The following is an 18,756-nucleotide window of genomic DNA, read 5'->3' as shown; positions in this document are numbered from 1 at the left end:
AAATGACGACCAAGAGTATCCCCCTGGAACGGCTGAAACGAGATGTGAATCTGATCAACCCGTTCATCAACAAGATTTCAGAACTCTATTCAGTGAGGGGGCTAGAAACCGTTTCCCGGCCGCACCGCCTGAACTTTAGTGCATTAATCTACATCACAGAAGGGCAAGGCTTGCACTACGTCGAGCATCAGCAACACCGGCTGCGGACCGGCTCTATGTTGGTATTGGGCAAGAATCAGATCCACGCTTTTGCCAAGGAACGCTCTGTCGATGGTTATGTGCTGTCGTTTGATTGCAGCCTCCTATCAAACGGAAGTAACGACCCTTACTTTGATCTACTGCTTTCCGCAATGGTCCACATCAACTGCGTACACCATGCCGACGAAGATATCGGGCCGCTTTTCAGCGCGATAGTCAATGAATTCGAATCGACGTCCGAGTTCAAAGACGAAATTATTCGTAACTTGATCCGCTCAATCATTCTCAAAGCGGTTGTCCCCAGCTACCAGCACCAGAATCAATCATCCCAACGCATCGGCAACAACGACTACTACAGACTGAAGAAATATATCGATGAACATTTTCAGGGCAGGCCAACCTCTGGCGACATCGCGCTGGCTTTGGGCAAAAGCATCAAGCAATTGGATAAGCTAGCCAAAGATCATGCCGGTCTTAGCGTTAAAGAGCTGGTTGATGAAAGAGTACTGGTTGAAGCCAAACGCCTACTGGCCTTCAGCAAGTATTCGATTTCCGATATTGCAGACCGGCTTGGCTTCAATGAAGCGACTAACATGACGAAGTTCTTTAAGCGCCAGACTAATGTCAACCCAAAGGACTTCAGGCAACTGTGCAAAATAGGGCTACACCAAAAATAGCCCTGAAATAAAATTGCTACTCGCTGAACTGATTAATAATCAGCTCCCTGAGCCATTTATGGCTTGGATCGCTGTCGAACTGTTTGTTCCACAGCAAGAACTGGCCACCAGGCTCGAGGTCAAGCGGTAAGCGCTTAACCACGATATCGCCGCTGTCGGCAAATTCCCGCACACACTCATAAGGGTATGTGGTGAGTAAGTCACTCTTTTCACACATCCTCACTGCGCTAGCAATGTCCGACATGTTTACCGCATTATCGAGCTTGAGGCGCTTTGACTCTAGCACTTCATGAAGCAACCAAGTATTCACTCCGCCAGTGACCACCTGAATATGGCGGTATTTTAAAAACGTTTCTAGGCTCCACTCTTCCTGCAGAGCGGGATGGCCTTTGCGCATCACACAAGAGGATGCATCCCGCAATAATTCTACATAACTCAGCGAGTCTGGAATCGTCTGAACATGGGTTTTCGCCCGGCCATCCCACTCGAAAATACCGATGCCAAAGTCCACTTCCCTTCTTTGCAGACGCTGGATACTATTTTCATTCCAATCACGGCTGTTGATACTGATATTCGGTGCTTTGGCTAGCGCTTCAGGTAAAAAGCGCGGATAAATGGTCGAGTAAGCCGTTTCAATCAAGTCGATATTGAATGAACGGGTGCTGCTTTCCGGCTCGAACCGCTCGGGATCGCTGAGCTGATCAACCTGTAGCAAAATCTGTTGCAGCTTGGTTTCCAGAGACAAGGCTTTCGGTGTCGGCAGCAAACCTTTAGATTCCCGTTCAAATAATGGATCATCAAACACTTGGCGCAACTTTGTTAGCTGTTTGCTCACCGCAGACTGCGACAAATAGAGCTTATCGGCAGCACGGCTGACACTGCGCTCCTGCAGTAACACATACAGGCAAATCAACAGATTCATATCATTTTTTAGCAAGCGGGATAAATCGATCATGATATTCCTTTGATTCAACTGCCTAATGAAAAGATGTCACTTCTAATCATATCATGGTGCCGCTATAGTGCTTGCTAGAATCTACTAAGGGCTATTCAACCGGCCCACTTTAAAACAGATTGGAAAGACAATGACCGAATTCGAAAAAATGCTTGCTGGTGATGACTTTGACGGCGGCGACCAAGGGATTAATGAGATTCGTAATAATGCAGCGCATCTATTGATGACCCTTAACCAAACCATTGATGATACCCAGCGCAGCGAACTACTGAGTCAACTGATGGGTAACATGCCGGCCTCAAGTATCATTCGTTCTCCTTTCCACTGCGAATTCGGTAAAACCATCTTCATAGGCGAACAGACATTCCTCAATATGAATGTCACCATGCTGGACGGCGCAAAGATCACCATAGGTAACAATGTGCTGATCGGCCCGAATACCCAATTCTACTGCGCAAGCCACTCGCTTGATTATCGAGAGCGCCGCAAGTGGGCGACTATCTGCAAGCCTATTACTGTTGAAGATGATGTGTGGATTGGTGGTAACGTCGTGATTAACCAAGGTGTGACTATCGGTGCCCGTTCAGTGATTGCCGCCAACTCAGTGGTCAACTCAGACGTACCGCCAGATACCCTCTTTGGCGGAACACCTGCCAAACTAATCCGCCGTATTCATGAAAATGAACAAAACTAAATCACGCACCTGGTAAGCAGACATGAGTAGTGAACACTTCAAAGGAAAATATGAAGTCGAGTTGAAGTACCGTGTGGAAGCAAAAACTGAGTTTTTACAGGTACTCAGTTCGCTCTCCCATGAAGTCATGTTGCTCGATAATACAGAGACCGATTGGTACTTCGACACTCCAGAACATTCACTGGCTGCCCAAAATAAGAGTGTGTCTATCCGAGAAATGGAGCCGTCTGGCATCAAGTTATGGATAGTCAAAGGACCTGAGGCTGACCGTTGCGAAGCCACCAATATTACCGATACAAAAGCCGGTAAAAGCATGCTGGCGACCATGGGCTATGAGCCGTATTTGGTTATGAAAAAAGTGCGCAGCATTTACTTTGTCGGCCAATACCACATTACCTTGGATTTCCTCGAAGGAATCGGCCACTTTGCAGAATTCGCTATCATGACTGATGATGAAACGCTCCTTGCAAGGTATAAAATCGAGCTTGAACAACTGGCTAGTCAGTTTGGGCTAACGGACGAGGATCTTGAGCACCGCTCATACCGGACGCTTTATCAGATGCAATCAACACTCTAGCCAAATATGTTTGCTACAACTTCGGCTTAAGCTCCACCACATTCCCTTCGGGATCTTGGATATAGAGCGAACGGCCAAACCCTTCTGCGCCATAACGTTCGGCAAAGCCTTGGCAAGGAATGTTGTGTTGGGATAAGAACGAAAGCAGCGCTTGTTCCGAAACAGGCGCTATCTGCAAGCAAAAATGATCGAGGTTACGGCCATCTTGGCTGGGTGGCTTACCGCCTAACTGGCCAAGCTGGCTGTCAACGCTGACTAAGTCAATCAACGCACTACCCGCCCGCAATTGTACCAACCCCATCTCCTTGGGCAGTTCGCGCTCTAGCTTTGCACCAAGGAGCTGACAATAAAAATGCAGCATGTCAGGCAATTTGGTGGTTCTGAGCACCACATGGTCAATCCCTTCTAGTTTAATCATCTCCGCTCCCGTTACCCTGTCATCGATATCAACACGCACTCATAATTAAAACCAATTACTTCTAACATTCTACTTTATCAGTGTGGTATCGCTTAAAAATTCCAGCGAATCTGGGCAAATAGCAAGGTGCTGGCAGTTTCACCGAACAAGCTATTGCCGCTGCCATCAAAACGCTGGATAACCCCAAGCAATTGCCAATCATCCGCCAGCGAATAGCTGTTACTGGCGCCGACAAAATATGACCCATCATCATAATAGGAGGCAGAGAGCGTCAGGCGGCTAAGAGGGGTAACATCCAGGCTCACATCAGCATATGCCGTCCAGCGGGTAAAGCTTAGGGTTCTGGCTGTCAGCGGCAAGTTCAAAAAGGCGACCGCATTTTGTGGGTCTTGCGGGTTGGAAATATACAGCACTGCACCACGGGCTATCCAGTTGCGCTTGCCGCCGAAGCTGTAATCCGTTTCGAGGGTGGCGACCGCTGTGTGTTCAAGCTCCTCTCTCTGCCATTGATCTTTGGTTGGTTCAAACCAAGTGAGCTCCCCCCTGACACCTGCGCCTTGTACATCACCGGCAAAACCTGCCCCGACGACACTATCCAACAGCGATTTTCCGGCCAGCAATTGATAATCCCACCCCTTGTGATTAAACAGGTAGCGCCCTGCATAGCTGTTCAAATCGCTGTCGGAGTTGGGGTTAACGACCACATCGACCGAGCTGGCAAAGCCAAGCTTGCGGCTAACCATAACGGCATCGCTGCCTGCCCGCTCTTCATAATCAAAGTCATAGATAGAATAGGAATTGAAAATATCATTCGGGTTCCACAGAGTGGCCATTGCCCAGTTTATGCGAAAACGGCCGCCCCGAACCTGCCAGTCATCGCGCTGCCAATTGACGTACAGGCGATCAAACTGGCTATTACCGACCACGCCTTTCTTATCCAGCCAGTTTGTCGACAAGTCCATATACCCGGTATCTATCGCCACCAGATCGCCATAGCCGGGAAGCTCTGCCGTATCGCCAAACAATAAGCGGTTACGCATCCCGGCATTGAAACGCAGTTGTTCATTAAAGCGATATTCGAAGTTGAAGCGCTGATGAATAAGGTGGTCAAGACCGTTCGAGCCACCGTCTGGCAGTGTTCCGGTAGCCATGTACTTCACATAGCCATTGAGATCCCAGTCTTTTTCGGGTTCTAAACCTGGGATCTGGGCGTTCGCCACCGGAACAATTGCGACTGAAGCAATTGCGATCAGAGCCAAAACGATCGGTGCAATCGTGATAGGAGCAATAACTCCCAGCCAAGCCGCTATAGAAGCCAACTGTAGTAACCCTGTTTTACGCCTGGCTGTAACCACTCCCTTTTGTATCCCGCTCACTGGCGACGATCCTCTTTGAGTTGTCCATCTTCAAACACGATCACCCGCTTAGCCCTCTTGATCACTCTAGGATCATGGGTTGAGAAAATAAAGGTGGTACCTTCCTTCTCATTGAGCTGCTGCATAATATCCAGCAGCTCAGAGGTACTCTGGGCATCAAGGTTCGCCGTCGGCTCATCGGCCATCACAAACCGAGGTCGGGGAGCGAGCGCCCGAGCGACCGCGACCCGCTGTTGTTGGCCACCTGAGAGTTTGGCCGGGCGCTTGTGCTGTTGGCCTTCCAGCCCCACTTGGGTTAATAGCTCACCCGCACGTTGTCGGCAGGTGGTTTCATCATGCCCTTGCAGCTGCATCACGAACTCGACATTTTCCAGCGCGGTCAGTACCGGTAGCAAGCTGTAATCTTGGAAGATAAAGCCGATATGATCGCGGCGGAAAGCAATGAGCGCCTTTTCATCCAGTTGGCAAATATCGCAGTTATCAATAAGAACACTGCCTGAACTTGGGCTATCGATGCCGCCAATCATATTGAGCAAGGTTGTTTTTCCTGAACCGGAAGGCCCCATGATCGCGACAAACTCCCCCTGTTCGACTGTAAGATCGAGATCTTTAACCGCGTGAACAGGAAAGTCACTATCCGGATTATAGGTTTTGCACAGCTGGTTTATTGAAATAGTCATCCGTTTCTCTCTTTTGGCCCGTCGGCCGTCTATCAAGGCTTATCCGTCAGTGCTTTTCTATTAATGCTTTTCCATCAATGCTTGTCAGCCATGGCATCAACAGGCCGCTGCTTAAGGATTTGACGCGCAGGATAAAGCGCCGCCAACAAGCTTGCGGCAACAACCGTGAAGAAAATCATTTGGTATTCGGCGAAGGTGACATGGGGAAAAAGCAAAGTATCGACGCCAAACGCCCCCAAGCCTTCAGCCATCGCTCCAAGCGGGATACCGGTGTACTGCAACACGCTGATAAGCATCAGGCTCGCAAGCAGGCCAAGGCCCGCACCTGTGATCCCAAGCCATGCGGTTTCAAGCATGATCAGCAAAAACACTCGGTGCTTTTGCATCCCAACCGCCATCAGCACACCGAACTCGCGGGTTCGCTCAAAAACTGACATCAACATGATGTTGACGATACCAAAGCCCATCGCCACGACAAAAATGCCGAGCATGATGGCATTACTGAGCCCCTGCTGGTTGATAATAGAAGCCAGCATAGGTTGCACCTGCTGCCAGTCTCGAACTTGGTTTCCACCAGCTGGAGCATCACTTTTATTAAGGCCATCACCTGCCTTGGGTAGCACAAGTGCATCACTTAGCTGCTTTGCTAGCCCCATGGCGGCATCATCGCTTTCAAGCAGTACCGCCACTTCATGGGCACCTTCAATACCAGCCAGAGCTGTGAGATCAGCCCGGCGAACAAACACATTTCCATCATCAAAACTGGTTGATGGGGTTTTGAATATGCCCCGTACTCTGAAAGCTGCCCCGCTAACATCGCCAGCAGCATCGGTGAAGGTTAGTACTACCTTGGAGCCAATACGGAGTTTAAGTCGGGATGCTGTTTTCTCGGAAACCAGTACCGGATTGCGCCCCTCATCGCTTAACCACTCACCTTGGGTAATGTTGTCGGCCAGCGGGGTCACCGTCGATTCGGCGTCCGTATCAATACCATTAATGCGGACACCGCGGTTACTGCGCGCTGACGCCACCATGCCATCGGCAACAAACCGGGCGGACCAGCCTTTCAACCCGGGAAGTGCCGAGACGGCCTTCTCGACCTCAGGTAAATCAACAATGGTGTGCTTGATATCAGGGTCATCAAGATACAGTGCATTCTGAATTTGAATATGGCTGGTCTGCCAGGCAATGGCATTATGGATCATGCTGCCGTACATACCAGACAAAAAACCCATCATGGCAACGACACCCATCAGGCCAAACACCATGGCGCCAAGCATGATCCCGGTGCGTAATTTATTGCGCCAAAGATTACGCCACGCTAATTTGAATAGCATATCTGTTCGCAAATCAGTTCGCATGGCCACCTCCCTTCAGCGCATTGACGACGTCCAAGCGGCGAATTCGCCACATCGGGTAAATCAGGCAAACCACCAGCAGCACCATAACAATGAGCATTTGATCAAACATCAACAAAGGATCTAACGCCATAGGTAAAATCGGGTCCCACCCCATTTCCAATACTAGCTCTGCGGTCTCACCCGTCAGTGTGATTGGGTTGAAATAAAACCACACCAATATAGGCAGGGTGATCACCATACCCATCACAACCCCAAGCAAGCCAATCATCAAGGATTCCAGCCCAATCAGGGTGATGATTTTGCGTTTTAGCATACCGGTTGCCAGCATGACGCCAAATTCACGCTGGCGCTCCAGGGTCATCATCAACAAGGTGGCAAACAAGCCAAAACCCACAACGCCATAAAGCAGGTACATGATGAAAATGCCGCCGGCCTTGTCCATCAGAATTTGCTGAGCCATTTCCGGTGCCAGGTCTTGCCAATCCCGCACATTGACCTTGTCGCCGTAAGCTTGTTTGAGCTGAGCCTCCGTCGCGTTTAATTGGCTAAGCGGCTTGATATCCAATACCCATGCCGTTACCTGCTGTTCAGTACTGTAAAGGGTTTGAGCGAGTGCGATTGGCATATACACCAGCTGGTTATCGAGCTGGGCAACGGGGAAATCCAAGATCCCTTTGACCCGGTAAAGCCCTGCTGCGGTCTGCCCCCGGTACCCCTGGCCATAGAGGATCAGCTCATCCCCAACCTCCAAGCCAAAATAGCGGGCAACACCTTCGCCGATCAGCACTTGCTGATCGTCGGGTGATAAAAAATCCCCACTCGCCAAACGATTGGAGATGTTGGAATAACTGTCTTCGGCCATGGTATCTACCCCGAGTACCATCACGCCTTTTGACTTATCCCCAGACGCCGCTAAAGCAAACGACTCAATACGTGGTAAGACTCGGTTAACAGCCGGATTTGATAACACAGGCTCTAGAAAAGCCTGATCCATCGGCAGCAGGTCATCAATGCTATTGCTTTCGGCAAACTCTGGGTGCTGCAACTGGGTAAGCCCAGTGTAAAAGCGCGCGGCGTTCTCGATATTATTGGCATACGTCCCTTCCTGCAGGCTGCGCATGAACAACGACAGAGCTAACGTCAAAGCCAAGGCAGAAGCCGTCAGGATAGTACGCCGCTTCTGCCGCCAGATATTTCGCCAAGCTAATTTCAGTAACATGATCCTTCCTTGCTAACCTGCTCCCAGCCCTTAATCACGCAGCGACTTCATCTGGCTTTGCGAGAAGAAACTTTCTTTAATCGGGAAGTTAAACTGGGCTTGGTGGATAATGATCTCGGTTTTATTGCCCGGTTTATCCGCCGGGATCATTTCCATCCTAGAGGCAACCTGACGCCCACCCATATATTTCACATCGTAAGTGTTCATGGTATTGATCAGATCATCGAATTCGTCATAGAACTCAACTTTGCGTTGCAGGTAGGTCTTCTTGGAGACCCATAGCCGAACCTTGCTCCAGACTACCGGCGCATTAGGCTTAGCAATGGCATCTATCACCCAGCTGGCGTCATTATCAAACACTTCGTTACCCACCATTTTATGGGTGTAATCCACCACAATGGATGACTGGTTGATCAAATCATCATTGGTAAAGTCTGAGCCCATCCAAGACTGGCCCAACATTGAAGGGGCAATCTTTACTACCCGCTCGATACTCGGTAGCCAATTCCACATTTCGCGGTAACGTTTAAGCGACGCGCTACCTTTGTCTTTGACTGGCGCGGTCACCAACACCAAGGATAAATCTTGCCCTTTAGTCCAGCTTTTCATGCTCATGGTGCGGGTCCAGTCTGGGCGCACAATACGCATGGTGGCTTCGGTGTAACTGGAGTCACCGCGCATTTGCTGATCTGACTTTCTGACTATCGATGTTGCCGACTCTGCCATCGCCCAAGCAGGGAGGCAGACTAAAATAACCAACAAAACCTTAAGTAATTGCATCAACCTCTCCTTATTCTGTAAACCATGCGCGCAGTAGTTCATCATTGATCAAAGGCATACTGCCTGGCTTCGCCCCAACCATCCTTTCCAGAATCTGTTGTGCCGCTTTTACTTCTATAAAAACTTCATCAAGCAGATCTGACATTTGGTCGGTATTTAGCATCTTACGGGTGAGCTCTTCCGAAAAGCCGTTAAGTACGCTAACCATCAACCTGGCGGTAACAGTGGTAGGAGGCGCATCAAAAACCTTTTCTTCATTTCCCTGACGCAAAATGACTTCGTAATAGCCTGCGAGCAAAGCACTGACTTTTTGCATGAAGTTATGTTTTAGCTGGAGGTTTTCATCCATATTGATGATCTTAAAGAAGCCCAGCATGATTTCTTTCTGGCCAACTTCCCATTGGTTAGTCCGTCGCAGCAGGGTTTCCCACTTGGTCAAGGCATCGAGGTTGGGGTCATCCACCAAACCACCAATAACTTGGCGGTATTGTCCCAGCATGTCTTCACTCCACGCCTCCAATACCGCTTGCTTGGAGTCGAAATGATGGTAGAAGGCTCCTTTGGACACTCCTACATGGCCAATAAGATCATTGACCGAGGTGTTGGCGTAGCCCTTTGAAAAAAACAATTCATTGGCTGCGGCAATGAATTCAGCTCGCCGCTCTTGCGGTGATTTTACCACTCTTGACATCGTACTCTCTCAACCTGACCGACCGACGGTCGGTATGTTTAAAAGATATGCTCTCTTGCCATTTTGCTCAAGTGTCGAGGTCTATTTTTCGCCCACGATTTGTTACAAAGCTTGTACCCTTTACATAGCTTTGCACTTCACTCCAACATATTGACCTTGGGTAATTTAAAATGATGTCAGTGACTTATCTCAGTCTTAACCCAATAACAAAGCCATATCTTCATTGCCCGGAATTTATCCCATGAAACCAATCAGACCTAACCTGACCAATTACGACGTAACTCGTCTACTTGAAAGACATCTAGCTGAAATGGAGGGAAGAATGTGGCGCAGAATGATCGCGATGATTGTTTTGGTCGCGGGTTTATTTTCCGGTGTGAATTACCTTATCTATACTGATCTGAAGCAGCTTTCTACCGACGCGATTCGCTACTCCATCGAAACCAAGCATCACCTTCTTTTGATTGAAAGTGTGATAAGTGAAGAAGGTGGTAATACAACAATGTCAGGGTAAGTAGTCTGAGAGGTTTACATGACATTCAAACAAGCAAGTATCGCAGCACTTATGCTATCTGCCAGTTCACTCGCTTTTGCTGATATCCGTATCGTCGATACCCAATCAGGAAGCTGGGTGAAAGTCACCGAAAATGGCAAACCCGCCGCCAATGCGAGAGTCAGTGTTAGCAATCCGGCCAACCGGGGAAAAGTCTATAAAACCAATGAGCATGGTGAAGTCTATATTCCATTGTATACCCGTACCTCTAGCACTCTCACCTATTCAATACTGACTGAGGAGCAGAATGAGTATACTCGGCGCAGCCTCCATACTAATAGTTTTGATTAATCCATCACTTGTAAAATCAGTAGCTTGTACAACGAATAGTTCCAATGAAGAAGCCAGCTCAATGAGCTGGCTTTTACTTTATCTGCTATCAGGCGCAAGACTAATTTTTGAAGAACTCACGGTATAGCATATACATATGGGCTGCACTCCATGAGAAGTTCGACGCCCCTTGTACCGCACCGGTTTCAGGGTTGTAGTTCTCTCGAATCGCACCGTCTTCGGTCATCCCTTCGGCATTGGCAAATAGTTCATTGGCCATATGAACTGCCTCTGCACCATAACCATATTGCTCCATGGCACGGACACCAAAGTAGAACTGGTCTAGCCATACCCGGCCACGCCAGTATATATCAGCATGGTAAGCCGGGTTGGTTTGCGAAGCCGTCGATAGCGATATCCCCTCACCGATATATTTCTCAGACGTATTGAACTCGTCCGGATCCATCATGGTTAGCACCACTTTGTCCGCAAGCTCCTGCGTGGCAGCGCCATTGAATAACGGCCCCCAGCCTTCAGGCCCACGTCCACGCTCAACAATCGGCTCACCGGCACAGGCAATACCGTTTTTTATCACTGGTGTTGGCTTGCCATCTTGGTCAACATTCATGTGAATGTCGTAGAAGAACTGGGTATCAGCATCGAACATACAGGTATTGATGTAGTCCTTAATTGCTACTGCGCCGTCAAGGAATTCCTGACCTCGCTGTTTACCCGGTATATTGCCTGATACCAATGTTGCCATCTCTGCCAAGTACTTGTTGTCAGAATACATGTATGACGCTTGGTCCACAGACTCCTGCAGCATAGAGAAGCCTAGCAATTCGTCATTGTTACCGCGGTTTTCAGCAAAGCGCACTTCCCAGTCTTTCTTCGCCGCTTCAATATCGCCGCTATGGTTGGCATCGGCATAATCTTTCAGCTGCTCTGATGAGATGAAGCCAAAGCGGGCAGCGTTATCCATGCCAGATTCCCAGCCTGCAGCTTCCTGGGCACCGACATGCAGCGCTTGGTAAACCACTTCATCAAGAATGGTGTTGTAGTTATCCATTCCTTTGACGGTGTACTTATCACCGTCTTGCTCGATGATATTCTCAGGCCCAAACTTGGCAACTAGATCTTCTTTGGTTGTCACCACCACATACATGTGGCCATCTTCTGTATTATGGGCAGGATCCACGGCCGCACCATACTCAGGTACTCCATTGCCATTGTGGTCACGGTTGGTCAGCCACCAATCATGATAGGCCACCAGATTCGGGTACATCTCATCGATCCACGCCTGGGCATCTGCCGGGCGGTCAAACTCGTTTTTCAATGCGTTATACACTTCCATTACCGACCAAGCCGCCAAAGAAGGTTTGGTGTTGCGCTCATTCCAGTTCTCAGAGCCTGCACCGCCACGGCTCTCTGGCAATGTGTAGGTGACAACATCAAGCAAATAGCCCTTGTCCTGCGGGCGGATCGGATCACCTTCCTTCACCTGATATTCGAATACGGTACGGATATTGTCCATCGCTACGTCTGGGTTGAAATGCGCCATCGCATAGGCTTGTTTCCAGGTATCCCATGGCCAGGTCAGGTTGCCGGAGAACCAGCGAGCGGTAACCGATGGGGTGACCGTTGATTGGTGGACATCACCCGCCGCAGATCGCCAGTTACCATTAAGGGTCATGATAGCCTTTACACCTACCCTAGCCTGCTCTTTGGTCGCTTGATCATTGACCATTCCCGATGTCAGGTAGCCTGCCCAACGCTCATCAGCAGCCAGCATGTATTGCTGAGGGTTGTTGAAGATGTCGGTTATCTTGTTCTTTTCTTGGGTAACTTCCGCACTGTTGTGTAAGTGAGAGTATGTAGTGTAAATGCTCATGGTCCCCTTTGCCGATAACGGCTGCTGGGCAACAGAGGCAAACGAAATCTCGTTTGGCATCACGTGGGTTTGGGTGCTGACAGAACGGGCAATACGGAACTCACTGTCATCATCGTTACGGATAGCCCAGTTTCCTTTCATGTCACCAAAAGTAATGCTGATACCGTTCTCTGTGGTGTGGATCTGTCGGTTGTAATCTGGGTACATTTGCTCGACCGTGAGGTTCTCGTTACCTTCTGTCGAAAGTGCTTTTTGCAGCAGCTCGCCGTCCCACAGCAACTGCAAGTCCATGTCTTGGTTAGTCAGATTGGCTAGCTTGGTTTCAACCAGTGAGGTGCGATCCGTCACAAAGCGCAATACCATCTGCACTTCTAGCTTGTCAGTCGTGAGGATTTGTACCAATGCGCCAGGTGTGCTGTACACCTCAGCATCGGCTGATGAAAGGTCAAAAACTTCGCCACTGATGCTATCAGTAATATGGAGTTTGTCGAACGCCTGGCCAGACATGAAGTGGGCGTACTCCTGGGTCACCTGCATGATACCGCCAAACGAGCCATAGCCCTGCTCGTCAGCAGGCAGCAGATGGCCATGCCAAGCTCCATTGTCGACAAAAGCGTTGTATTTCAGGTTGCTGTACTGATCATAATCACGCAGGTACTGCGGTGAGCCAGTTCGGTCTATAACATTGATAAACTCGTTATTTGGCAAACCCGCTTCTTTTTCTGTAGAGCTACTGCTGCTGTTGCACCCTGCCAATACGACGACGGAACCAATCAACACGGCTAAACACGTTTTACGAAAAGTCATTCTATTATCCCCTAATGCCACCTGATGCCATGCTCTGATGAGTCTTATTTTGCGAGCAGGTGGTGTTTGTTTACTTCAATTAACAAGCTCGTTTCTTAGCGGGAAGGAGAATAATAGGTAAAACTTTAACTAAAATAGATCGCAGTCACAGTTAAAAATTTCAGTAAAATAAATAACAATTCAAAAATGAATAACCTCAATAAACCCTTGAAATTAAATTCAATATAGAGATTTTTCATGGAATTAATATCACAGTATGAGTTTTACTTTATTTTAGTATTTTGAAAGCAGATCACTGTATGTAAATAACTTTCTTTGTTACCTGAAGAAATGGAAATAATCGCTGGATAAAGGGGCTATTGGACTCAGTATCACGGTATCTGGTTTGACCATACTAGTCATATCCCGATTTCCAAGACCAAACGTAACGCTAGCTTCTCTTATGTAACAGTAAAATCCTGTTAATATCACCTTTAATAGAGCAAAAAACAGCCTGTATAATTATTCAAATCCCATTCACCATTTTAATCCCAATTTGCAGCCTATATTGCCCTATTTTCACTACAAAAGATCCGAGTAAAAAAGCAAAAAAACCAGCTCATTTGAGCTGGCTTCTATAAATTGGTTTGGTGCTTGGTGGTAATTACTCAGCAAGCATACGGCGAGCAGCGTCTACCACAACCTTGATTGAGCGTGCTTCTGTTTCTTTCAGTGTCGCGTGGTCTGGGATCTCTTTCTGGGTACGGTTGATGATTACACCCGCCACACAGCCAGCACGTAGGCCAGAGCTTGCACACATAGTTAGCAGTGTCGCAGACTCCATTTCGAAGTTCAGCACACCCATTTCCTGCCACTCTTTCATCGAGCCTTGGAAACGGCGTACAACTCGACCAGAGAATGTGTCGTAGCGCTCTTGGCCTGGGTAGAACGTATCGCTTGATGCTGTCACACCAGTGTGTACTTTCGCACCATCGGCATCACAAGCTGCTTTCATTGCTGTTGCCACATCAAAGTCAGCAACCGCTGGGAATTCCATTGGTGCAAAGTGCAGGCTCGCACCGTCTAGGCGCACAGAGCCAGTAGAAACGATCATGTCACCCACATTGATATGTGGCTGGATAGCACCTGTTGTACCAACGCGAAGGAAAGTACGTACACCCAGCTGAGCCAATTCTTCAACGGCGATTGAAGTAGACGGGCCACCGATACCAGTAGAACAAACAACAACAGACTTACCATCCAACTTAGCGCGGTATACCGTGTATTCACGAGAGCTTGCTAGGAACTCAGGGTTATCCATTAGGTTAGCGATTTTTTCTACACGCGCTGGATCACCCGGAATAATGGCAAGTTCTGCACCGTTAAGATCTGCTTTGTTCACACCCAAATGGAATACTGCGTTGTCAGACATAATCATATCCTTTCTATTGTTGCCGCCTGATAGGGAAATTGAGGCCAGCGGCTGATTCATTTTGTTTATACCCAAATGGCTTCAATACGAAGGCTCCAGCGTTGAAGCAACTCTCTGGTAATCATTTGGGTATAAACATATTCGTGCTCGTAAAACACATAATTACGATAGCTGATTAAAAACATCATTTGAGTGATCACAGTCACACAAAGTAAAATCAAGTTAATTTCATGTTGCATAAAAAAGTGATGCAGATCACTAAAAAACGTTTGCTCGTGCGGTTTATCACACTATTTTTTCTCATTGAGTTAGCAGATAATAGCAGCCTATTTTTACCAAAAACCTGCACTGCCCAGTCAGTATAGTTAACTGCAAGGACGTTACTTGATGATCGACTTCGCCATTTTGGCTGTATTTATTCCCACTTTCTTTTTCGTCTCAGTAACACCCGGCATGTGCATGACGCTGTCGATGACGCTCGGTATGACAATTGGGGTTCGCCGAAGCCTGCCGATGATGTGGGGGGAGCTTATCGGTGTGACATTGGTATCTATTGCTTCTGTCATTGGCGTGGCAGCGATTATGCTGAATTACCCTTCGGTATTTCTGTTTTTGAAATATGCCGGGGGCGGTTATTTATTCTGGCTGGGGATCCAGATGTGGCGCTCAAGGGGTAAGTTGGCTATTCCGGATAACCTCGATGAAGAAGTGGATACATCCCCAATCGGACTAGCGATACAAGGGTTTGTTACCGCCATTGCCAACCCGAAAGGCTGGGCATTTATGATTTCGCTGCTACCTCCATTCATCAATACCGATAATGCCTTGGTGCCGCAACTATCAGTGCTGATCACTATTATCCTTATCACTGAGTTTAGCTGTTTGCTGCTTTACGCAAGTGGTGGCCGTACTTTGCGCCGGTTCCTGCAACAGCGCGGCAATGTACAGCTGCTAAACCGCATCGCGGGTTCCCTCATGATGGGAGTTGGAGTCTGGCTGGCCGCTGGGTAAATGGGCAATAGAGAAATAGAGAAATAGAGAAATAGAGAACATTCGAGGTGGGCTATCGCCCACCTGCCAAATCTATAAACGAACCAGTGACATAAGACGCCTCATCAGACAATAGCCAAGCAATCGCATTGGCGACTTCTTCCGGCGTCCCACCCCGTTGCAATGGAATATTAGGCGCCAAGCGCTCAACCCGGCCTGGCTCTCCCCCATCGGCATGCATCTCGGTATGGATAAAACCTGGCCTAACACCATTGACACGGATACCTTGACCAGCCACTTCAAGTGACAACCCTTTCGTCATTGCATCCATTGCGCCTTTGGTGGCGGCATAATCAATATATTCAAACGGCGCACCGGTTCTGGCTGCAGCAGAAGAAACATTGACGATTGCTTCGCCCTCTGTGAACCGTTTTATGGCTTCCCGGCAACAAAAAAAGCAACTGGTGACATTAGCCGTCATCATCCGATTAAACCGCTCAAAATCCATATCCACCAGCTTTGACTGTGGCTGCAATATTGCCGCGTTGTTTACCAGATAATTAACCCGACCAAACTGCTGCTCCGTTGCCTCAAACAAGGCAATAACATCTTGCTCATCGCTGACATCCGCCCTAAAAGCAAAGGCTTGGCCTCCCCTTTCCCTGATAGCGTTCACCAATTCATCTGCCCTTGCTTGGTTTACCACATAATTCACGCAAACCGAATATCCATCAGCGGCTAGCTTGATTGCTGTTGCCGCACCAATTCCCCGACTAGAGCCTGTCACAATAACGACTTTATTTTCCATCAAGCTTCCTTTTTACTGACTTGTTATTTTATTTTTCCGGCTGGTAAACTATTTTTCTGGGTGGAAAGCATAGGGCGTTGTGGTGGAAACAAACACAAAGCCATGCTTTTCAACAATCGGCCTACTCATATCAGAAGCATCAATAATTAAATATTGTTTGCCCCTCTTTTTGGCTTCATTGATTCGCTTGTTGAGCAATAACGAATAATGTCCCCTTCCACGGTATTCAGCAAGCGTACTGCCGCCCCAGATCCCCGCAAACGGGCTCTCACCGTTATACACTATCCAGGCCGAGGTGACCGGTTTGCCATCGTCATACACCACGTAGATAGAGAGTTCATCTGGGGTTTGAGTCTTCATATTGAGCAAATGAGCATATTGCCAATCGTAATTTCCACCCCAAACTTGCTCCTGAACGCTGACGGCATCACGGATCCCTTCGGCATCAGCGACTTCAACTATTCGGCTCTCATCAACCTCGCGCTCGGAAGCCGCTAAGAGATCTAGCGCCATAAATGACTCTGATTCTTCTTGCTCGAATCCATTGCTAAGTAACAGCTCACCAATCTGACTCGGCTCATCGGTAGAATAGGTTTTCCACTCAAATGGCTTACCGAGGGCACCAAAGTAAGCTATTTCTTTCTCTATCGCTGCCTGAGCGGATTGCGCTGTGAGGAAAAAATAAGAGATGTAACTCCCTTCGGGATTATCCGAAACGAATTTAATCACCCCATCTGTATTTATGGCCTTTCCACCAATAGCATTGATCACTTTCCTTTCATGCTCGTTATAAGCATGCATAACATCCATTGTATTCATGAAGTCCTTATCTCGAATAAGTACTGAAAATATATACTATTTCAATCTACGACCGTCATACCAGCCAACCGACTCTAAACGACACGCCTACCAATACAATCATTTTGACAATCATAAAGAAAACATGGTGAGCCAGGCTTCTGCTGTGGTTCTTGCTCTTAAAGTGTTAAGCCACTTCACCCAGCAAGTTCCGTCCACCGAAAACAAAGACCCAGCACACAACCGTTAGCCAGTGTATGAAAACACATGGCCAAAGTGAGTGGGTCTTGATATAGACGTAACCACAAGTTATTCCAAGCGCCATTACGATCAACAGAAAGCGTAAATCATAGAAGACAAACTGAGCCGAGGGATTAAACAGCCATGCATTGAAGGGATGCCATAACACGAAAATAACTGAGCTCACCATAATGTAGAGCCATTGCAGGCTGAAGCTGCGAGTGAACACTTTCCGAGGGATTAGCAAACCACGGAAAATGCCCTCTTCTAGTAGGGAAGGAAAGATAACCATGGTAAAAATAAGAAAATAGGCGTTAGGGTATCTCGCAGGCGATAGCGTGAATAAGCCGGATAGTAAGCCAAAGCACACGGCAAACACACTAAATCCGACCGCTGCGATAGCCGCCTGTTTAAACCCACGCCTAGGTAGAGAAACCAACCCTAAATATAAGTCCTTGATCAGCATAACCTTCGATATCCATAATTACCGCTTACTTTTCTCTTTCCTTTATGAGGCCAGCAACAATTAAGGTAAATTAAACCTTATCCCTAGCAAAGCTATACTGCCTTTTTATCTCAACCATTTGCACGGTATAAGACTGATACCATTTTTCACGCCCGAGCTGCTGGGCAACGGCATGCTTGCTATCTTGGTGCCAGCGCTGGATATCCGATTCCGTCTTCCAGTATGATATTGCTATTTCTTGCTCACCCTCTGTGACCGCAATAAAATCCAAGCAACCATATTTCTCAAATGCTAACTCACGCATCACAGCAACCATGTCTGAATACTGAGCATCTTGCTGACCCGTTTGGGCCCTGAAAATAACAGCAAACATCATCCACTCCTTGGAAATTGATATAACTTGGAAATTAATATAAATAGTTGCTAACTAAACCCAACGCCGAACCTGCTGGCAATACTGGCTGTACTCAACACCAAACAAAGCGGCTAACAGACGTTCTTCCGGCATTATTTGAAATTTGGTCAGGTAGCTCACAAAACCCATTACCACCAGCGCAGCCAAAACAACCTTGCCCACGATAAAACCAATACCGAGTAAAGCCAGTGCCATCGCTAAGTACATCGGGTTTCTTGAATAACCGAATACGCCTGATATCACCAAGGTATTCACATTCTCAAAACTGTAGGGATTGACCGTGGTCTTCGCGCGCTTGAACGTCATGGTCGCTGACAAGGCTATCGCCATCGCAGCAGCGACGAGTATGCTGCCAACCAAGAAGCCTTCATTATCCAGCCTGATGGGATACTCGGCAGGCAACAGAATGACCGCAGCGAAAATATTGAACAACAATAAAGGCGGAACCTTTAACTCAAGCACAGCTCTCTCCTTGGCCAAA

At 48.0% G+C, this 18,756-nt stretch carries 21 protein-coding genes; 6 read left to right on the top strand and 15 right to left on the bottom strand.

Going from position 1 to position 18,756, the window contains the following annotated elements; all coding sequences use genetic code 11:
* The first annotated feature begins 2 nt into the window (after positions 1-2).
* Positions 3-875, top strand: coding sequence for an AraC family transcriptional regulator (locus tag ACXAGQ_RS12680; protein WP_475254187.1), 873 nt, complete (start codon positions 3-5; stop codon positions 873-875).
* A 16-nt stretch (positions 876-891) separates the two neighbouring features.
* Here ACXAGQ_RS12680 and ACXAGQ_RS12675 read toward each other — a convergent pair whose 3' ends face one another.
* On the bottom strand, positions 892-1,830 hold the full coding sequence (locus ACXAGQ_RS12675) for a LysR substrate-binding domain-containing protein (RefSeq protein ID WP_475254186.1): 939 nt from the start codon (positions 1,828-1,830) through the stop codon (positions 892-894).
* A 130-nt stretch (positions 1,831-1,960) separates the two neighbouring features.
* Here ACXAGQ_RS12675 and ACXAGQ_RS12670 point away from each other — a divergent pair, with 130 nt between their 5' ends.
* Together ACXAGQ_RS12670 and ACXAGQ_RS12665 are read left to right on the top strand one after the other, a co-directional pair.
* On the top strand, positions 1,961-2,524 hold the full coding sequence (locus ACXAGQ_RS12670) for a sugar O-acetyltransferase (protein WP_475254185.1): 564 nt from the start codon (positions 1,961-1,963) through the stop codon (positions 2,522-2,524).
* 22 nt (positions 2,525-2,546) lie between these two features.
* Positions 2,547-3,101: a class IV adenylate cyclase gene (locus ACXAGQ_RS12665; protein ID WP_475254183.1), complete on the top strand. Its 555-nt coding sequence runs from the start codon at positions 2,547-2,549 to the stop codon at positions 3,099-3,101.
* Positions 3,102-3,114: 13 nt separating this feature from the next.
* Here the strand turns inward: ACXAGQ_RS12665 and ACXAGQ_RS12660 are convergent, their stop codons facing one another.
* From ACXAGQ_RS12660 to ACXAGQ_RS12630, 7 genes are all read right to left on the bottom strand, one after another.
* A complete protein-coding gene (locus ACXAGQ_RS12660; RefSeq protein ID WP_475254182.1) occupies positions 3,115-3,519 on the bottom strand; it encodes a VOC family protein in 405 nt (134 codons plus the stop codon).
* Between the two features lie 92 nt (positions 3,520-3,611).
* Entirely contained in the window at positions 3,612-4,784 is a 1,173-nt protein-coding gene (locus tag ACXAGQ_RS12655) for a hypothetical protein (RefSeq protein WP_475254752.1), read from the bottom strand.
* Between the two features lie 107 nt (positions 4,785-4,891).
* A complete protein-coding gene (locus tag ACXAGQ_RS12650) occupies positions 4,892-5,575 on the bottom strand; it encodes an ABC transporter ATP-binding protein (RefSeq protein ID WP_475254181.1) in 684 nt (227 codons plus the stop codon).
* 74 nt (positions 5,576-5,649) lie between these two features.
* Positions 5,650-6,912: an ABC transporter permease gene (locus ACXAGQ_RS12645; protein ID WP_475254750.1), complete on the bottom strand. Its 1,263-nt coding sequence runs from the start codon at positions 6,910-6,912 to the stop codon at positions 5,650-5,652.
* Positions 6,913-6,925: 13 nt separating this feature from the next.
* Positions 6,926-8,155 carry an ABC transporter permease gene (locus tag ACXAGQ_RS12640; RefSeq protein WP_475254180.1) on the bottom strand — a complete coding sequence of 410 codons (1,230 nt, stop codon included), beginning with the start codon at positions 8,153-8,155 and terminating at the stop codon, positions 6,926-6,928.
* A 30-nt stretch (positions 8,156-8,185) separates the two neighbouring features.
* Complete coding sequence (locus ACXAGQ_RS12635; protein WP_475254749.1) at positions 8,186-8,881, bottom strand: outer membrane lipoprotein-sorting protein; 696 nt, start codon at positions 8,879-8,881, stop codon at positions 8,186-8,188.
* Positions 8,882-8,945: 64 nt separating this feature from the next.
* Positions 8,946-9,626 carry a TetR/AcrR family transcriptional regulator gene (locus ACXAGQ_RS12630; RefSeq protein WP_475254179.1) on the bottom strand — a complete coding sequence of 227 codons (681 nt, stop codon included), beginning with the start codon at positions 9,624-9,626 and terminating at the stop codon, positions 8,946-8,948.
* A gap of 241 nt (positions 9,627-9,867) precedes the next feature.
* Between ACXAGQ_RS12630 and ACXAGQ_RS12625 the strand changes: the two genes are divergently transcribed.
* The gene (locus ACXAGQ_RS12625; RefSeq protein WP_475254178.1) at positions 9,868-10,140 is read left to right on the top strand and encodes a hypothetical protein; all 273 of its coding nucleotides are present in this window, start codon (positions 9,868-9,870) and stop codon (positions 10,138-10,140) included.
* Between the two features lie 18 nt (positions 10,141-10,158).
* Entirely contained in the window at positions 10,159-10,470 is a 312-nt protein-coding gene (locus ACXAGQ_RS12620) for a hypothetical protein (protein ID WP_475254177.1), read from the top strand.
* A 100-nt stretch (positions 10,471-10,570) separates the two neighbouring features.
* Here the strand turns inward: ACXAGQ_RS12620 and ygjK are convergent, their stop codons facing one another.
* Both ygjK and udp read right to left on the bottom strand, forming a co-directional pair.
* On the bottom strand, positions 10,571-13,147 hold the full coding sequence (gene ygjK, locus ACXAGQ_RS12615; RefSeq protein ID WP_475254176.1) for an alpha-glucosidase: 2,577 nt from the start codon (positions 13,145-13,147) through the stop codon (positions 10,571-10,573).
* Between the two features lie 643 nt (positions 13,148-13,790).
* Positions 13,791-14,558: a uridine phosphorylase gene (gene udp, locus ACXAGQ_RS12610; RefSeq protein ID WP_107300108.1), complete on the bottom strand. Its 768-nt coding sequence runs from the start codon at positions 14,556-14,558 to the stop codon at positions 13,791-13,793.
* Positions 14,559-14,945: 387 nt separating this feature from the next.
* On the opposite strand from udp, the gene ACXAGQ_RS12605 reads away from it, so the two are divergent.
* Positions 14,946-15,569 (top strand): LysE family translocator, encoded by a 624-nt coding sequence (locus ACXAGQ_RS12605; protein ID WP_475254175.1) that lies wholly within the window; start codon positions 14,946-14,948, stop codon positions 15,567-15,569.
* A 52-nt stretch (positions 15,570-15,621) separates the two neighbouring features.
* On the opposite strand, the gene ACXAGQ_RS12600 is transcribed toward ACXAGQ_RS12605, so the two are convergent.
* The 5 genes from ACXAGQ_RS12600 to ACXAGQ_RS12580 form a co-directional block, all read right to left on the bottom strand.
* On the bottom strand, positions 15,622-16,356 hold the full coding sequence (locus ACXAGQ_RS12600; protein ID WP_475254174.1) for a glucose 1-dehydrogenase: 735 nt from the start codon (positions 16,354-16,356) through the stop codon (positions 15,622-15,624).
* Positions 16,357-16,404: 48 nt separating this feature from the next.
* Complete coding sequence (locus ACXAGQ_RS12595; RefSeq protein ID WP_475254173.1) at positions 16,405-17,175, bottom strand: GNAT family N-acetyltransferase; 771 nt, start codon at positions 17,173-17,175, stop codon at positions 16,405-16,407.
* Between the two features lie 166 nt (positions 17,176-17,341).
* On the bottom strand, positions 17,342-17,860 hold the full coding sequence (locus tag ACXAGQ_RS12590) for a CPBP family glutamic-type intramembrane protease (RefSeq protein ID WP_475254172.1): 519 nt from the start codon (positions 17,858-17,860) through the stop codon (positions 17,342-17,344).
* A 70-nt stretch (positions 17,861-17,930) separates the two neighbouring features.
* A complete protein-coding gene (locus ACXAGQ_RS12585) occupies positions 17,931-18,233 on the bottom strand; it encodes an antibiotic biosynthesis monooxygenase family protein (protein ID WP_475254171.1) in 303 nt (100 codons plus the stop codon).
* Between the two features lie 54 nt (positions 18,234-18,287).
* Positions 18,288-18,737 (bottom strand): methyltransferase family protein, encoded by a 450-nt coding sequence (locus ACXAGQ_RS12580; protein ID WP_475254170.1) that lies wholly within the window; start codon positions 18,735-18,737, stop codon positions 18,288-18,290.
* Positions 18,738-18,756: the final 19 nt, after the last annotated feature.

Source organism: Photobacterium sp. ABD4_091, assembly GCF_056160145.1.
The sequence above is the reverse complement of the archived record's forward strand: the minus strand, read 5'-3'. Positions and strand labels throughout refer to the sequence as shown.

Bases quoted from the DNA above. Each gene is read 5' to 3' on its own strand.
- ACXAGQ_RS12680 (WP_475254187.1), top strand. From the start codon at position 3: ATGACGACCAAGAGTATCCCCCTGGAACGGCTGAAACGAGATGTGAAT.
- ACXAGQ_RS12675 (WP_475254186.1), bottom strand. From the start codon at position 1,830: ATGATCGATTTATCCCGCTTGCTAAAAAATGATATGAATCTGTTGATT.
- ACXAGQ_RS12670 (WP_475254185.1), top strand. From the start codon at position 1,961: ATGACCGAATTCGAAAAAATGCTTGCTGGTGATGACTTTGACGGCGGC.
- ACXAGQ_RS12665 (WP_475254183.1), top strand. From the start codon at position 2,547: ATGAGTAGTGAACACTTCAAAGGAAAATATGAAGTCGAGTTGAAGTAC.
- ACXAGQ_RS12660 (WP_475254182.1), bottom strand. From the start codon at position 3,519: ATGATTAAACTAGAAGGGATTGACCATGTGGTGCTCAGAACCACCAAA.
- ACXAGQ_RS12650 (WP_475254181.1), bottom strand. From the start codon at position 5,575: ATGACTATTTCAATAAACCAGCTGTGCAAAACCTATAATCCGGATAGT.
- ACXAGQ_RS12645 (WP_475254750.1), bottom strand. From the start codon at position 6,912: ATGCTATTCAAATTAGCGTGGCGTAATCTTTGGCGCAATAAATTACGC.
- ACXAGQ_RS12640 (WP_475254180.1), bottom strand. From the start codon at position 8,155: ATGTTACTGAAATTAGCTTGGCGAAATATCTGGCGGCAGAAGCGGCGT.
- ACXAGQ_RS12635 (WP_475254749.1), bottom strand. From the start codon at position 8,881: ATGGCAGAGTCGGCAACATCGATAGTCAGAAAGTCAGATCAGCAAATG.
- ACXAGQ_RS12630 (WP_475254179.1), bottom strand. From the start codon at position 9,626: ATGTCAAGAGTGGTAAAATCACCGCAAGAGCGGCGAGCTGAATTCATT.
- ACXAGQ_RS12625 (WP_475254178.1), top strand. From the start codon at position 9,868: ATGAAACCAATCAGACCTAACCTGACCAATTACGACGTAACTCGTCTA.
- ACXAGQ_RS12620 (WP_475254177.1), top strand. From the start codon at position 10,159: ATGACATTCAAACAAGCAAGTATCGCAGCACTTATGCTATCTGCCAGT.
- ygjK (WP_475254176.1), bottom strand. From the start codon at position 13,147: ATGACTTTTCGTAAAACGTGTTTAGCCGTGTTGATTGGTTCCGTCGTC.
- udp (WP_107300108.1), bottom strand. From the start codon at position 14,558: ATGTCTGACAACGCAGTATTCCATTTGGGTGTGAACAAAGCAGATCTT.
- ACXAGQ_RS12605 (WP_475254175.1), top strand. From the start codon at position 14,946: ATGATCGACTTCGCCATTTTGGCTGTATTTATTCCCACTTTCTTTTTC.
- ACXAGQ_RS12600 (WP_475254174.1), bottom strand. From the start codon at position 16,356: ATGGAAAATAAAGTCGTTATTGTGACAGGCTCTAGTCGGGGAATTGGT.
- ACXAGQ_RS12595 (WP_475254173.1), bottom strand. From the start codon at position 17,175: ATGAATACAATGGATGTTATGCATGCTTATAACGAGCATGAAAGGAAA.
- ACXAGQ_RS12590 (WP_475254172.1), bottom strand. From the start codon at position 17,860: ATGCTGATCAAGGACTTATATTTAGGGTTGGTTTCTCTACCTAGGCGT.
- ACXAGQ_RS12585 (WP_475254171.1), bottom strand. From the start codon at position 18,233: ATGTTTGCTGTTATTTTCAGGGCCCAAACGGGTCAGCAAGATGCTCAG.